Origin of the sequence: Mucilaginibacter sp., from assembly GCF_025359345.1 — a bacterium.
Taxonomy (GTDB): domain Bacteria; phylum Bacteroidota; class Bacteroidia; order Sphingobacteriales; family Sphingobacteriaceae; genus Mucilaginibacter.
In genome coordinates this window covers 35087-51882 of the sequence record NZ_JANYGQ010000036.1, presented here as the reverse complement: position 1 = coordinate 51882, position 16796 = coordinate 35087, and the positions used below count along the sequence as shown (strand labels likewise).

At 44.6% G+C, this 16796-nt stretch carries 8 protein-coding genes; 3 read left to right on the top strand and 5 right to left on the bottom strand.

The features are described from left to right. The first annotated feature begins 277 nt into the window (after window positions 1–277). From Q0R52_RS25735 to Q0R52_RS25725, 3 genes are all read left to right on the top strand, one after another. Complete coding sequence (locus Q0R52_RS25735) at window positions 278–3937, top strand: ABC transporter permease (RefSeq protein ID WP_295800561.1); 3660 nt, start codon at window positions 278–280, stop codon at window positions 3935–3937. Window positions 3938–4191: 254 nt separating this feature from the next. After that, window positions 4192–7848: an ABC transporter permease gene (locus Q0R52_RS25730; RefSeq protein ID WP_295800558.1), complete on the top strand. Its 3657-nt coding sequence runs from the start codon at window positions 4192–4194 to the stop codon at window positions 7846–7848. A gap of 243 nt (window positions 7849–8091) precedes the next feature. Next, on the top strand, window positions 8092–11724 hold the full coding sequence (locus tag Q0R52_RS25725; protein ID WP_295800556.1) for an ABC transporter permease: 3633 nt from the start codon (window positions 8092–8094) through the stop codon (window positions 11722–11724). 6 nt (window positions 11725–11730) lie between these two features. Here Q0R52_RS25725 and Q0R52_RS25720 read toward each other — a convergent pair whose 3' ends face one another. From Q0R52_RS25720 to Q0R52_RS25700, 5 genes are all read right to left on the bottom strand, one after another. Beyond that, complete coding sequence (locus tag Q0R52_RS25720) at window positions 11731–12843, bottom strand: hypothetical protein (protein WP_295800553.1); 1113 nt, start codon at window positions 12841–12843, stop codon at window positions 11731–11733. Between the two features lie 161 nt (window positions 12844–13004). Then, window positions 13005–13772 carry a LytTR family DNA-binding domain-containing protein gene (locus Q0R52_RS25715; protein ID WP_295800551.1) on the bottom strand — a complete coding sequence of 256 codons (768 nt, stop codon included), beginning with the start codon at window positions 13770–13772 and terminating at the stop codon, window positions 13005–13007. Continuing rightward, on the bottom strand, window positions 13756–14919 hold the full coding sequence (locus tag Q0R52_RS25710; RefSeq protein ID WP_295800548.1) for a histidine kinase: 1164 nt from the start codon (window positions 14917–14919) through the stop codon (window positions 13756–13758). Before Q0R52_RS25710 ends, Q0R52_RS25715 begins: the two co-directional genes overlap by 17 nt. 42 nt (window positions 14920–14961) lie before the next feature. Further along, window positions 14962–15333: a sulfite exporter TauE/SafE family protein gene (locus Q0R52_RS25705; RefSeq protein ID WP_295800546.1), complete on the bottom strand. Its 372-nt coding sequence runs from the start codon at window positions 15331–15333 to the stop codon at window positions 14962–14964. A 7-nt stretch (window positions 15334–15340) separates the two neighbouring features. Continuing rightward, entirely contained in the window at window positions 15341–16591 is a 1251-nt protein-coding gene (locus tag Q0R52_RS25700; protein ID WP_295800542.1) for a rhodanese-like domain-containing protein, read from the bottom strand. Between the last annotated feature and the right edge of the window lie 205 nt (window positions 16592–16796).

The following is a 16796-nucleotide window of genomic DNA, read 5'->3' as shown; positions in this document are numbered from 1 at the left end:
AGTTGAGGCATCAGGGGCAGCCTGCCAAAAAGAACTTAGGTACATCAACATGCGATCTGAGATTTAGCTGAAACACTATGTGGTGCGTTCCGGGGTGAGATACGGAACGCATTTTATATTCGTGCTTAGGGTGCTTGAACCTACGGTAAAGGCAAGTTATCCACAACCGCACACGCGTCCGTCCGCTTTTATTACAGTAAAAATTCAAAAAAAATCGTAATTTTCTATCTGCCAGTTCGTTACAAATCTGGAACAGCAATTGAGGCTCTTAACAATATTGAATCCATACACATTACATATCAACCGGTACGACCCACTGTTCTTCGGAACGATATTTATCGGGCTTACTTTTACGTTGCTGTTATGGTTCAGCAGCAGACCGAACAAGGCCGCAAACCGGTTTCTTGGCCTTGCGCTGGCATCCATAGTGCTGTGGCTGGCAAGGATATTAGGCATCGACATCGGGCTGTCGGCTTACATTGCTCATTGGAGCCGGTTGCCGCTGCAATTTTCGCTGGCGCTGGGCCCGCTGCTCTATTTTTATGTACTTAAAATTACCCGGCCGCAATATAAATTTCGTTGGAAGGATATGCTGAATTTCAGTCCGCTGCTGGTGGAACAAGGCGTTTTTGCGTTGGAGATTAAGGAGGGTATACGGACAGGCGCGACTACTTATGATACGTTAACCTTTCATCAACTGAACCCGGTTTTGCAGCTGTTGGCATTTTTGTCCGTCATCATTTACCTCTATTTCTCTTTTAAGCTGATAGAACGCTTTTATCAGCGGCTGAAATTTAACGATGTGCTCGACCGGTATCGGTACGAGTTGCGGTGGCTACGTAATTTGCTTACGGTTTTCGGCCTGTTATGGCTTTTGTGGATACCCTTTACAACTGCAGACTATTTTTATTATCATTATCAATTAAGTGTACATGCTTATTATCCTTTATATCTCCTTTTGGCGGTAACCGGCATCTGGATGGCGGCCGTGGCTTTTTTTAGACAGGAGGCTGGTATGCCGGTTGAAGCGCGGCCGTTTTTAAAGCAGCCGCTACCGGCAGAGTTAAAGCAAAAAGGTATTTGGCTCAAAAGAACCGTCAGGGCAAATTGCTATTACGAAGACCCTGAACTGAGTTTGGTTTCGCTTGCCGAAAAGCTTGACCTGACTACCCATGAATTATCCCGGATCATCAACACCGTCCTCAAAAAAAGCTTCAATGATTTCATTAATGAATATCGCGTTGCGGACGTTGTTCAGAAAATGCAAGACCCGGCTTATGATCATATCACGCTCCTTGGTATTGCCCTCGAATCGGGTTTTAATTCCCAAAGCACGTTTACGCGCATTTTCAAACAGGTGACCGGGAAAACACCGCTGGAATATAAAAACGCCCCGAACAAAGGTTACCCGACTTATAACTTGGGCAGTAATAGCCGGTTTGCGACCGTAATTTCGAACCATGAAACCACTCCGATGTGGTCGAACGAGAAATTAAACCGCAACTTTATGTTTAAAAATTACTTTAAAACCGCCTGGCGCAACTTAACGCGCAATAAAAGCTATGCCGCTATCAACGTTACAGGCCTCACTATCGGGATCGCTGCCTGCCTGTTGATATTCCTGGTAGTTCAGTATGAAACGAGCTTTGACAATTTCCATGCTAATAAAGACCGTATATACCGTGTGGTGAATGTTTTTAACGGTCCCGATGGCGTAAAGCCGGGCAGCGGAACACAAATACCCCTTGCAGATGGGTTGAGGGCCGAATTTCCGCAGTTAACCAATGTGGCTTCCATTATGCTGAACGATGGTTCTCATTACTCGATAGAAGATGCAGGTAAAGGAGGTGCAATAAAGAAATTTAAGGAAGATTCGGCTTATTATGCCGATCCGGAATTTTTCAAAATATTCAATTTTAAATGGCTTGCCGGAGATAAGAAAACGGCCTTAGCCGGGCCAAACGCAGTGGTGCTTTCCCGCAACGAAGCTGATAAATTCTTCGGCGACTGGCATACGGCGATGGGTAAAACAATAAGATACGAAAATACGCGTAATTTCAAAGTTACCGGTATTATTGAAAACACGCCCGTCAATACCGATTTTCCGATCAAATTGGTATTGTCATGGATCACGCTCATTAGCAAGGACGGTGACCTTGGCGGCAATTCACAGGATTGGATAAGCACCTTCAGCGATAGACATACTTATGTTATTTTACCGGTGGGAATGAAAGAAAAACAATTCAACGCAGACTTGGTGTCGTTTGCAAAGAAACGCATTCCGCCGCCGTACAATAAAACGAACTCCTTACAACTACAGGCATTGACAGATATGCATTATAATACGCTTATCAATGTTTATGGGGGGCATCCATTCAGCAAGCAACTCATTAGGGTTATCAGTACAATCGGCTTGTTTTTGCTGATCATAGCATGCGTTAATTTTATCAACCTCGCTACTGCACAGGCTGTAAACCGCTCGAAAGAGGTAGGTATCCGCAAAGTGCTGGGCAGCAACCGTTCCCAATTGGTGCTGCAATTCATCAGCGAAACGCTCATCATCACCTTTTTTGCGGTTGTACTCGCGTCGGTAATTTCGCTGATAACCCTGCCGATGCTGAATGATTTGCTGGAAATACGGTTAAGCGGGAGTTTCCTTTTGAATCCGATAGTAATCTTGTTCCTGGCAGCGGTAATTGTCGGTGTTACGTTTTTAGCCGGGTTTTATCCTGCTTTGGTACTATCGGGGTTTAACCCCATCGAGGCATTGAAAAATAAGATCAAAGCCGGGCGTTCCAGCGGAATATCGTTGCGCAGCGTACTGGTGGTAATACAATTTTCTATAGCGCAATTCCTGGTGATTGGCACATTTGTATTAATTTACCAGATGAATTACTTTAAAAATAAGTCGCTTGGATTTAATAAAGATGCGGTAATTACCGTGCCATTTCCAAAGGACAGCGTAAGCGCGACAAAGCTAAATGCCATGAAAAACCAGTTGCTACAACAGCCCGGGGTTAAAGATGTAAGCATCAGTCTTTATGGCCCGGCTGAAAATAGCGGTTGGTTCAGCGACTTTAAATTCAATAATGCGCCCAAGGTGGTCGACTTTAACGCAAGCCTAAAATGGGCCGACGCCGAATATTTTAAGTTATATGATATCCGGTTTGTGGCCGGCGGGCCCTACCGGAACACAGATACCATTTCAGGTTACGTGGTTAATGAAACATTGATACATAAGCTGGGAATTACCGACCCAAAACAGGCCATTGGCAAATACATTATGCTATGGGGGGCTCCAAAGCTTAATGCCCAAATAACCGGCGTGGTGAAAGATTTTAACCCGGGCTCACTGAAAAATCCTATTCCGCCGGTATTAATGGGCCCGTTGAAAGCTAATTACTCAAAGTTCAATATCAAAATTCAACCGCAGAACGTGCACCAAACGCTTGCGGGTATTGAAAGCCTGTGGAACAAAACTTTCCCGAACGGCGTATATGAATATCAATTCCTGGACAAGACGATCGCTGATTTTTATAAATCCGAAGACGAATTATCCTCGCTTTACAAAATATTCGCAGGCATAGCTATATTCATTTCCTGCCTCGGCTTGTATGGCCTGGTATCATTTATGGCGGTACAGCGCATTAAAGAAGTGGGGATACGTAAAACCCTGGGGGCGTCTGCAGGAAATATCGTTTACTTGTTCTCCAAAGAATTTACAATCCTGATCGTCATAGCATTCGCGATAGCAGGGCCGGTTGGCTATTATTTTATGCATGAGTGGTTGCTGGACTTTACCTACCGGATCACCATCGGGCCCGGCATATTTATTTTGGCAATTATTTCTTCTGTTATTATTGCTTGGCTGACAGTGGGTTATAAAGCTGTCAGGGCGGCGTTGGCCAATCCTGTCAAGAGTTTGAGAAGTGAGTAAGCTGTGGTGACTGAAAACACCTGAGGCAAAATAACATGCGCCCGGGGTCTGCTTGAAAAGCTATGTAGTGCGTTCCGTAGTGACATACGGAGCGCATTTTTGTATACCCGCCAAAGCGGTACAATAAAGGTAGGCGACTCACAACCGCACACCCTGTCGTCCGCTTTTATTACAATAACGTCCGGAAATTATTGTAATTTTCTACCTGTCAATTCTTTACAAATTTGGAACGCCATTTGACGCCCTTGTATTACTTGAATCCATATACACTCCATATTAACCTTTATGACCCGGTCTTCCTGGGAATGATATCTATAGGGCTGACTTTTGCCCTGCAATTGTGGTTCACCAAAAGAATCAACCGGCCGGCGAACCGCTTTCTTAGCCTGGCGCTGGGCGTTATTGTTTTGTGGATGACCTGGATATTGGGTGTCGACATCGGGCTGACTACCTACTTTCCGCGCTGGAGCTGGCTGCCGCTGCAATTTTCGCTTGCACTTGGCCCGCTACTCTATTTTTATGTGCTTAAAATAACCCGGCCGGAATATAATTTCCGTTGGAAGGATCTGCTGCATTTCAGCCCCTTGTTGTTGCAACAGGGTGTCCTGGTATTGGAGATTAAGGAGAGTATAAGGACCGGTGCGGCTACTTTTGATACGTTAACCTCTCATCAGCTGATCCCGGTATTGCAGGCGTTAGCGTTTATTTCGGTCATCGTCTACTTGTATTGGTCTTTCAGGCTGATAGAACGCTTTTACCGGCGGCTGAAATTTAATAATGTGAGTGACCGGTACCGGTACCAATTGCGGTGGCTGCATCGCTCACTGACAGGTTTTAGCCTTTTGTGGTTATTATGGATACCTTTTACGGCGGTGGATTATTTTTATTACCATCGCCAGTTAAGTATACATGCTTACTATCCTTTATGTTTCCTTTTAGCGGTAATGACCATTTGGATGGGAGCCATTGCTTTTTTAAGACAGGAGGCCGGCGTGCTGGCCGGAACCCCACCGTTTTCAAAGCCACCGCCTCCGGCGGAAATGAAGGAAAGGGGTAGTTGGCTGAAGAAAGTGGTTAAAGCCAACTACTATTACCAGGACCCGGAACTAAGTTTAAACTCGCTGGCCGCAAAGCTTGAGCTGACTACCCATGAACTGTCGCGAATCATCAATACAGCGCTCAAAAAAAGCTTCAATGATTTCATTCACGAATACCGCGTTGCGGATGTAATCCGAAAAATGCAGGACCCGGCTTACGACCATATCACCCTGCTTGGTATTGCGTATGAATCGGGATTTAATTCAAGGACTACTTTTCATCGCATTTTTAAACAAATGACCGGGAAAAGCCCGGCTGAATATAAAGCCGAACGGAAAAAAGGAATCCCATCTTATAACATGGAACATTTTTCAGGAATTGCGCCGGTAATTTCGTATCAGCAAACCGCTCCGAATTGGACGGGTACGAAATTAAACCGCAGTTATATGTTCAGAAATTATTTAAAAATTGCCTGGCGCAATATCGTTCGCCACCAAAGCTATGCAGCCATTAATATGGCCGGGCTGGCTGTAGGCATTGCAGCCTGCCTGCTTATATTTGTAGTAGTTCAGTATGAGCTGAGCTTTGATACCTATCAGCCGGGCTATAAAAGCACCTACCGCATTGTTACAAAAAAAGACAGGGAAGGGAACATCAGGTACAGTGCCGGAATATCAGTACCGGCTGTCGACGCGTTTCGTCTTTATTTCCCGGAGGCCACGGTTACAGGCATTAATGCCATTTATGGCAGCCAGATTGTAGCAGCGGCAGCAAACGGTAACCCGGCGGGCGACAAAAAATTTGTGGAAAACGCCGGCATCATGTTTGCCGAACCCCAGCTTTTTGATATTTTTTCGGCAACCTGGCTCGCGGGCGGCCCATCGGCCTTAAAGAACCCCAATATGGTGGTGATAGATAAAAGCAGTGCTGTTAAATATTTTGGCGACTGGCAAGCCGCCATGGGAAAATCACTCCGGATGGACAACCTCCTGACATTAAAGGTGGCAGGTGTGATACAGGACGTACCCGCAAATACCGACATGCCCTTAAAGGTATTGATTTCATACATCACCTGGAAAAAAAATGCGAAAAGCTACAGATATTCGTACACCTGGGACGAAACCAGCAGCGACTGCCAGGTATATATCAAATTTCCTGAAAAGGTATTGCAAAGCACCATCAACAGGCAAATGCGTAGCTTTTCTGATAAACAATTTGATAATAGTAAACGCGCTGCCAAAAAAAGATATGCGATAGCACAACCTTTACCCGAGATTCATTTTGATACCAGTTTTGGCGATACGCTGGGCGATCATATCACCAGCAGGGCGACCCTGCGCACCCTGTCGCTTATCGCTGTACTGATTATCATTATGGCGTCCATCAATTTCATCAACCTTTCAACGGCGCAATCCGTGGGCCGGTCTAAAGAGGTAGGCATCCGCAAGGTACTGGGCAGCAGTCGCGGGCAATTGATAGGCCTGGTAATGTGCGAAACAGCCATTATCGTTCTGTTTTCGGCCGGGCTTGCGGCTGGTTTGGCTCAACTGGCTTTGCCATTACTCAAAAGCGTCGCCAGCGTGCCTGATAGTATTGGCTTGTTCAATGCCGGCGTGTTGCTTTGCCTGGCTTGCGTGATAGGTGCAGTAGTGTTGCTTTCAGGGGTGTACCCGGCACTCATTGTAGCAGGGTTTAAACCTATACAGGCATTGAAGAATAAAATCAATTCCACCGCTGCCGGCGGCATATCGCTCAGGCGTGTGCTGGTAATTACCCAGTTTGCCATTTCGCAGTTGCTGATTATTGGAACGGCTATAGCCGTTAAACAAATGGATTTTGTAAACAACGCCGACCTTGGCTTTAATAAAGAAGCCGTACTGGCCATACCCTGTCCAAATGATAGCGTGGGCCTATTGCGCCTAAACAGCTTTAAACAACAGGTACTTACATTGCCGGGTGTAAAAGCTGCCAGCTTTTCGTCTGATGTGCCGTCGTCAGCTCATAACAATTCATCCAACTTTTATTTCAATCATTCAGTAAAAGATCCAGGCTTCGATATTTTCATGAAAGTAGCCGATGCCGATTACTTTAAAACCTTCGGCCTCCGGTTTATTGCGGGCAAAGGCTACGAGCCCAGCGATACCGCCCGCCAGATGGTGGTTAATGAAACCTTTGTACGCAAACTTGGCTTTAAACGTGCGGACGATGCTTTGGGCAAAACCATCACCTTTGATAGTTACGCAAACATGCCTATAGTTGGCGTGGTTGCAGATTTTAAAACCAACTCGATGCGCGAGGAAATTAAACCGCTGGTGATGTACCCCTTTAAACAATTGGAACAGCAAATAGCGGTAAGAATTGAAGGCCAAAAGCTAACCAAAACGGTGGCATCGGTACAAAAGCTTTGGGAGAAAAGTTATCCTGAGTATGCCTACACCGGCTTTTTTGTTGATGACAGCATTGCCAAATTTTATAAGCAGGAAAACCAGCTGGAGCTCATCTACAAAGTATTTGCCCTTATCGCCATTTTTATTTCGTGCCTTGGCTTGTACGGCCTGGTTTCGTTTATGGCGGTACAGCGCACCAGGGAAGTGGGTATACGAAAAGTTTTAGGTGCATCAATCGGCAGCATTGTATACCTGTTTTCGAAAGAATTTATTGCGCTAATTGCAGTGGCATTCGCGATTGGCGCACCCGCCGCCTGGTACCTGATGAATGGGTGGCTGCAAACCTTTGCCTATCGTATTTCGCCGGGCGTATGGGTTTTTGTGGCGGCTATTACAACCTCGTTATTGATAGGCTGGGCCACTGTAGGCTATAAGGCCATAAAAGCCGCACTGGCAAACCCAGTGAAGAGTTTGCGGTCGGAGTAGATCAGAAGCTGGAGATTAGCAATTAGCAAATGCCTTATAAGTAAGCCAGGAGGGAAGTTCAGGCCCTCCTGCATTTTTGCAATGCAGCTCCGGCATCATAACTAATCCCTATTAACACATTCCAGCCCAAAACCGGACGACCTGATGTTCGGTTTTGTTACATTGCCGATTTCAGGCATCGCATAGTGAACTATATATCAACAAGTTACAATTTTGGAACAACGATTGACACAATTCTTTTAGTTGAACCCATATACTTTCCATATCACCCCTTACGACCTGGCATTCCTGGGAACGGTATTTATCGGGCTAAATTTTGCCTTGCTGCTGTGGTTTACCAAAAGGGCTAACCGTGCCGCAAACCGGTTTCTGAGCCTGGCGCTTATAATCATCGTTTTATGGATGGTTTGGATGCTCGGTATTAACATTGGGCTGGGCACCGTCTTTCCCCATTGGGGCCGGCTGCCGCTGCAATTTTCGCTGGCGCTTGGGCCGCTCATCTATTTTTATGTACTTAAAACCACCCGCCCGGAACGTAAACTCCGTTGGAAGGACTTGCTGCATTTCAGTCCCTTGCTGCTGGAGCAGGGCGCGCTGGCATTGCAGGTTAAGGAGAGTATAAGGACGGGGGCGGCAACATACGACACGTTGGCTTTTCGGGAAATAAACCCTGTTTTACTGCTATTGGCGTTTATTTCGGTCGCCACTTACCTGTATTATTCTTTCAGGCTGATAGAAAGCTTTTACCAACGGTTGAAGTTTAATAATATGAATGACAGGTACCGGTACGAACTGCGGTGGCTGCGGCGCTTACTGGCTGGTTTCGGGCTGTTATGGCTATCGTGGATACCTTATACTGCCATGGGCTATTTTTATTATCATCATCACTTAGGTTTATATGCTTATTACCCCTTGTGCTTGCTTTTAGCAGTGATGAGCATTTGGATGGCGGCCGTAGCCCATTCAAGGATAGAGGCTGGGGCGCCGCCCGCCATGCCACCATTGTTTAAGCCATTACCCCCGGCAGAATTGAAGCAAAAAGGTAGCTGGCTGAAGAAAGTTGTTAAAGAAAACTGCTATTACGAGGACCCGGAATTAAGCCTGATTTCACTTGCTGAAAAGCTTGGCCTTACCAGCCATGAAATATCACGGATCATCAATACAGCGCTCAAAAAAAGTTTTAATGATTTCATTAATGAATTTCGCGTTGCAGATGTGATCAAAAAAATGCAGGACCCGGCTTTTAATCATATTACCCTGCTGGGCATTGCATTGGATTCGGGTTTTAATTCTCAAAGCACGTTTACCCGCATCTTCAAGCACATTACCGGGAAGAGCCCGATGGAATATAAAAATGGACTTAAAAAAGATTGCCCATCTTATGATTTGGGCAGCGACGTTAGGATTGCGACGGTAATTTCGTATCATAAAACCACTCCGAAGTGGTCACACGAAAAATTAAAACGCAATTTTATGTTTAAAAATTACTTCAAAACCGCCTGGCGCAGCCTTAAGAAAAACAAAGGCTTTACTGCCATTAATATTCTGGGTTTATCGGTGGGATTGGCCACCTGCCTGCTCATTGTATTTTATGTGGTTGATGAATTGAGTTACGACCGTTATAATGTTAACGCCGGCAACATATACCGCATTACCGAACAGGTAAAGTTTAATGGCAACGAGGGCTCGTACGCGGCATCTGAAGCGCCATTGATGGCCAATATCAAGAGCTTACAGGGCATAGCGAAATACGCCCGGATGCTGCCGACCGAATCGCTTTTCATTTCTCCCCGTAAATATTTCATCAAAAAAGGCATTAATGACATCCAGGAGAACAATATAATTTTTGCCGAACCGAATATTTTTGATGTTTTTACACTGCCAATGATTAAGGGTAGCCCTTCAAGTGCTTTGACCGAGCCCCACAGCGTTGTACTTACTGAAAGCGCAGCAAAAAAATACTTCAATAAAACGGACGTTATAGGCCAGGTGCTGACACTAAATGACACCGGCTTTTACAAGGTTACCGGCGTATTGAAAGATATTCCTGCCCAATCGCATTTTAACTATAATGTATTCGTTTCCTTTTCCTCACTGCCCGAAAGCAAGGTGAACTCGTGGGGCTTTGGCGGACTCCACACTTATCTTATGCTAAAGCCCGGTACCAACGTAAAGGCGCTCCAGGCCGCTATAACCAAAATAGAGGTAGCAAACTCCTATTCGCCGAAATTATGGAGCACCGGCGATAATTATTTCCGCGTAGTTTTAACGCCATTGCTTGATATTCACCTGCGTCCGGGCAGCCAGTATGAGCTGAGTAAAAGCGGCAATATCCAATACGTTTATATATTTTCAGTGATCGCTATATTTATTTTGCTGATTGCCTGTGTTAATTTCATGAACCTGTCCACCGCGCGGTCATCAAACCGGGCAAAAGAAGTTGGGGTGCGCAAAGTATTAGGCTCGGCCCGTAAATACCTGGTTGCCCAGTTTTTAACGGAGTCGTTCCTGGTTACTTCAATCGCTACGATAATAGCGCTTGTTTTAGTGTGGTTGTTATTGCCATTATTTAACCACGTGGCCGATAAGCAGCTATCCTTCACCGTTCAATCCATGGTTTGGTTAGTGCCATCATTGCTTGGCCTTGTTTTGGTGATAAGTTTCCTGGCAGGGTCGTACCCGGCATTTTTCCTGTCTGCCTTTCAGCCTATTGATGTGTTAAAGGGCAAAATCTCGGCTGGCTTTAAGGGGGGCTTTCTGCGCAGTTTTTTGGTGGTTTTCCAGTTCGCCATTTCCATCTTTCTCATCATCGGCACACTGGTTATTTATAACCAATTAAATTACATTCATAGCAAGAGCCTGGGCTTTAACCGCAACCAGGTTTTGGTCATCAATAACGTAAATAATTTAGGCAAAAACGCCAAACTCCTGAAACAGGAATTAAAACAATTTCCGGGAGTGACCAGCACCACCATGAGCGGGTACCTTCCTACCGGACAAGACAGGATTGCAACCGCTTTATTCCCTAAGCTGCCTATTGATATGAAAGATGATATACTGACCCAATTTTGGCCGGTAGACGAGGACTATATCGGCACGATGGGCATTAAGTTGGTGGCCGGGCGTAATTTTTCCAACCAGATGGCAACTGATACAGCCGCCGTTATTGTTAACGAGGCCTTTGTGAAACGCCTTAATGTGAAAAATCCGTTGGGTAAAATCGTTTTCAGGGACAGTTACGGCGTACAGCCTTATCACATAATAGGGGTAATGAAAGACTTTAATTTCAGCTCGTTGCACGATGAAATTGGTCCCGCAGTATTATACGACGCCGAGGACAGGGGCGCGATAAGCATTAAAATGAATACTGCCAATTTGCCTGCCCTGATGACCCAGGTAGCGAGCAAGTGGAAAAGTATGGCGCCCAACCAGCCCTTTAACTACTCATTTATGGACCAGGATTTTGATGCCACTTACCGCTCAGAACAGCGCATCGGCACGCTTTTTATAGCCTTTAGCACGCTGGCGATTTTGATTGCCTGCCTGGGATTGTTTGGTTTGGCCGCATATGCTGCCGAACAGCGTAATAAGGAAATAGGCATCCGCAAAGTGTTGGGTGCCAGCGTATCGGGGATTGTAAGTATGTTATCGATGAATTTTATAAAATTGGTATTCATTTCCATCCTGATTGCGTCGCCGGTTGCCTGGTGGGCCATGAGCAAATGGCTGCAGGGCTTTGCCTACCGCATAGATGTATCCTGGTGGATAGTAGCCGTAGCAGGGCTAACCGCCATAGTCATCGCGTTTGTTACCATTAGTTTTCAATCCATAAGGGCGGCTATCGCTAACCCGGTGAAGGGGTTGAGAAATGAGTGAAGCCCATCAGTGGCTATAGTTTTTCACCGTATTAAGGTAGTTCAATAAATAAGGCCGCTTTTTTTTATTGAGCATCATTTTTTGATATTTACTGTAAAAGGCATTTATAGTCAGCAACTCGTTATCATTAAGGTAATAGGAAAGTATTTGCGCCTGGTTAACTTTCGTCCCGGTAAAGCTGGGCTGCAAAGTTTTGGTTTGTTCATTCCAACTATATTTTACAATAGTTGAATCGTTTACAATCATTGGCCTGTGACTATTAGACACGGAATCGAAATCGCCCGGTTCATGTGTATCAGGTAATGTTTGATGGTAAACCATTTTGATGGTAAGCGGTGTTGTCCGTTTAATTTTCGTTTCAAACCATAGCTCCCGAAGGCCCCATGGCGATGGCTGCAGCAGGTTGATGTTTTCAGGAATAGTTAAAACGGGCATCAGCTGGTCGCCGTCATATTTATAAAAAAAGTATTGGTTCCACCAGATGCCACTGCCACGGTTAAATTCAATCATTCGGTACACTATCGTATTACCATCGCCTGCGGGATAATATTTAATATCATCATCAAAGTATCTGTTATAGCCGTCCTGTTTGGCTATAATTTTGTTATCCCTAAAAAAATACAAGTCGGACCCATTACAGTGTTCAGCGTCACTAACTCGTACTGCAAATTGCCTTAATTTATCAAACGGGAAATACGATAAATGAACATATCCTTTTTTTACACTGTCGAGCAATCCGTTAGCATTACAGGTGCTGTCGCCGCTAAATTCGCCGAAGATAGCCCGTGCTAACTTGGGGGCTATCATCCGCGCTTTAATAGCCTTTTTAAGCTGATCAAATTCCGCGGCCGGCACCACCCTGTTCATAGGTTTGGTGAAATTATTAAACGTCGAATCGACCCCAAAAGCAACCCTATCAGCAAGTGGCTGTTGCTGCAGATGCCCTACACTGTCTAAAAATGCCTCAAGTTGTTTATCTGTATATTTTACGATTGCCTTTTCGGCAGGGGGCGGTCTTTTATCAACCTTTTTAGGCGCATCCATTTTTACAGCGGATGTAGGTTTATTATTACAGCTTAATAGTGCCAGGATAAAAAATATCCCGTAAAAAGTCTTCATTTTTTGATGGTCCGGGGAGTAAGACCGGCCCCTTAAATTTACTTTTTTTCTGCTGTTATTTGCAAATCCCAGCGTAATTTCCTTTGTTTTTCCGCCGGTTCAAACACACTTAAACCGGCGGATGTTCGAGCCGGCGGCGGATGGTTAAGCTGTACCGTAATTTAAACCGCAAACGCTTCTTTAACAATTCCGAAATACGATGGACCGGTAACAATGCGGGTAAAATCCTGGTTGTTTAAAACCAGGGTGTAACGGTTGTTGGAGTATTTATGTATTTCAACTACTTTTTGCTTGTTAACGATGTAAGATTTCTGCACACGCATAAAATCGACGGACAGCTTTTCTTCCAGCACAGCCAGCATGTGATCGCAAAAAAGCTTTTGCCCGTTCTGGGTGTGCACGTAGGTGTATTTATCGTAGGCTTCAAAATAAACGATATCTGACAATTGAACCAGGGTGAATTTGGTGCCTTTTTTTATCGAAAGCGTTTTGATGTCCTTTTGGGGCCTGAACCCATTAAACAGCGATTCGATATTATTCCAAACCGGATTAGCGCCGTTACCGCCTGCAAAATGCTGTAATTTATTAATCGATCGCGCTATCCGGTCTTCCTTTAAGGGTTTAAGCAGGTAATCTACCGAGAGTGCGTCAAATGCTTTAATGGCATATTCATCATAAGCGGTAGTGAAAATAACAAAAGGCTGATAGTTTAATTGCTTCAGTACATCGAAGCCGAGCATATCGGGTAATTGAATGTCCAGGAAGACGACATCAGGCTGCGCCTCATTTATCAACGTAATCGCGGCGCTTCCGTTGTCAGCTTCGCCCGAAATATGGATCGTTTGCCTGTGCTCGCTTAAAAGCTCTGTCAGCAGTCGCCTCGCCGGCGGTTCATCGTCAACAATAACGGCTTTAAACGGGTTGCGCATTTTTTACAGTGTTAGTAATAGCAATGGTAACTTGTTTTACCGGTTCGTTCTCAAAATAGATGGTATGTTTATCAGGATAAAACAGGCTCAGCTTATCCATCACGCTTTTTAAGCCATAACCAATTTGTATATCTTCCGGAAAAGGTGCGCCATTGTCAAATATTACCAGGTCAATATGATTCGCCGCGCCCGTAATTGTTATTTTGATGATGCCTTTTTTATCTGGCTCTTTCAATCCATGTTTCACCGCATTCTCAACCAGCGGCTGCAGGATAAACTTAGGAACCTGTACCTGCTTTACAGCGTTATCCATCTCAATCGATATTTCCAGTTTATCTTCAAACCGGATCTTTTCTATCATCAGGTAATTTTCAACCATTTCAACTTCATCCTCCAAAGCTATCATAGTTTCGTTCTTTTTGTTCAGGCTATACCGGAACAATTCAGCAAGAGCAATTGTCATTTGCCTTGCTTTTGCGCCCTGGTGCAAAGATAATTCGGCAATAGAATTAAGCGTGTTGTATAAAAAATGCGGGTTTACTTTGGCTTGCAGGGCATCCAGTTCGGCTTTCGTTTTTAGTTCGTTCAATTTTGATATTTCCAGCTCCCTTTCAAAACGCAGTCGTTTTTCGGCGAGATTGGCATAAGTGATGTTAAGGTATAGCGCCGAAACAATGCCGCTAAACAGCAGCGACATCAGGAAGGTATAAGTAATGGTGTTGATGCGGTGGCTGGGGTCTACAAGCATAGCCATCCATATATTGGTTGAAGTGAGGAAAAAAAATATACAGGATACGATAATCAAATTCCGCTTAAAGAGCGTTATGCCTGTGTTTTCGAGCCATCGTTGTATCCAGGATATGACCAATACGGGCAGGAAAACAAAAAAAGCCGACCGTAATAAATGAAAGAAGGAAACCATACAAAATTGCCCAAACGTATTGAACCCGTTATAACACGGATAAAACGACATAATAGCCATGTAAAAGCACAGGAATACAAGGCACAGCGCCAATCTGCGCCGGTTAAAGCTATTAATGTTAAACCCGCTGAACAGAATTTCGGAACGGTAATACAGGTAGATACCAATACTCGAGAAGATGAAAATATTGCTCAGCACCACGGCCGTTTCAAAAGGAATATGCATAATTCAATTTAAATAATGGCGCAGTTTTTGTCATTGGGGCATTTATTCGGTAAAGATCATTTTAGCAGCTATAACTACCAACAGAACCGCAAACATTTTTTTTAATACGGGCACCGGCAGGTTTAACGCCAGCTTTGAACCCACGTAGCCACCCAACATAAATACGATTGCGATAATCAAAGCATATTTTATGTTTACATAACCGGCCTTGCAATAATTAAAGGCGGCGAAAAAACCGATAGGCGGCAGCATAATGGCGACAGTAGTTCCCTGCGCCATACGCTGATCCATAGACAGAAACAGCACCAGGGCCGGTATCAGGATAATGCCCCCGCCAAGGCCGACCATGCCGCCAAGAAAACCCGCGACAAAGCCTATCAAAATAAGCACTAAAAACGTCGACCCGCTCATCATGATATAATTAGTAAAGATTTTGATGGTCGGTTAAAATGGTTTTTGCGTCGCGGCAGCTTTCAACATTGCCAGATGCCCACACCACCGAATACAGGCCATTGTACAGCAGGTAAACATGACTGTAGCCTTCATCTGTTAGTTTTTTACAAAGTGAGCTCACATCAACCCCTGTCATACCCCGCATTTTCATACTCGCGGTAAAGGCTCCGTAAAGGAGAATAGGGGTCGATTTGGGTTTATCTTTAAGGTAAGTTTCCAGGCCGGCCTCAGTAAAATTAACGGCATTTTTAATGTGCCCAAGATTGGAATAATTATTAGATGACATATTTTTAAACTCCATTGCCGGCCGGATGTCTGCTACTATTAAGCCGGGTGTTTTGTTCACCAGGTCGACGGTCTCCCTTACGCCGATTATTTTATAGGCCGGGGCGCCAATAGTTAAGTCCTTTCGCAAATCTGATGTCGACGCCGTGTTAGTCAAAAAAGAATTATATCCTTCGAAAAGTACAGATACGTTCAGGAACCCCGCTTTAATTAATTTCGAGGCGGCTTTCATCGCAGCGTCGGTATTAAGATCGTATACTAAAACAGGGTGTTGTTTATATTTTTCAAGATTTGATATTTCCTTATCAAAAGTATTTAAAGGTACATTAATAGCGCCTTTGATGCGGCCTATATTGGCGTATTCCGCGCTATCTGTACCATTAAATGCCGCCACAGACCTTACATCGATCACGACATTATTTTTATCCCTTACAAATGCGAAAGCATCTTTCGGCCCCATTAATTTATAGGGCATAGCGGTGGTAAATAATGATGCTTTGCAAGGGAAATCAACATCCGGCGCCCTGTCAACTTCGGTCATGCCGCCATTTACGCTGTAAACTTTGGTGAATCCGTTATCGGCAAGCGCTTTACTCACTACGCGGCTACGCTGACTGTGCGAACAATAGACCAATATCGTTTTATCTTTATAAGTCTCCAGTTCTTTCGCGTGATTGTCGATGGAGTCAATAGAGATATTGATGGCCCCTTTGAACCTGCCTATATTGGAGCTGGGATATTTGCTGGTGTCCGCATATTCACCCGGCGACCGCACGTCGAGCAAAACGATATCCGGATTTTTAGCAATCAGGTCGCAGGCTTCCTTAAAGTAAATGGCTTTGTAATTACTATTATCAAAACGCTGATTTATTTGTGCATTTGCAGTGAGGCAAGCAATGCTGAAAATTGAAAAAGCAAGGATTTTAAGTTTCATATGATTATCGTTCAGATTTTATTATCTAAAGATATCGTGCGCGCAACAGTCTGCCCAATAAAATGGAGTGAAAGCTGGGATAGCTGGAGTGAAATGATATTCTGGGGGTGGGGCGAGTCTCTGCATTGAGAGGCTTTGAATTCCCTCCTCGCCAGAAGAACAAGGGGTTGAGGAATGAATAAAGCCTGTTACTTACCATTTAATC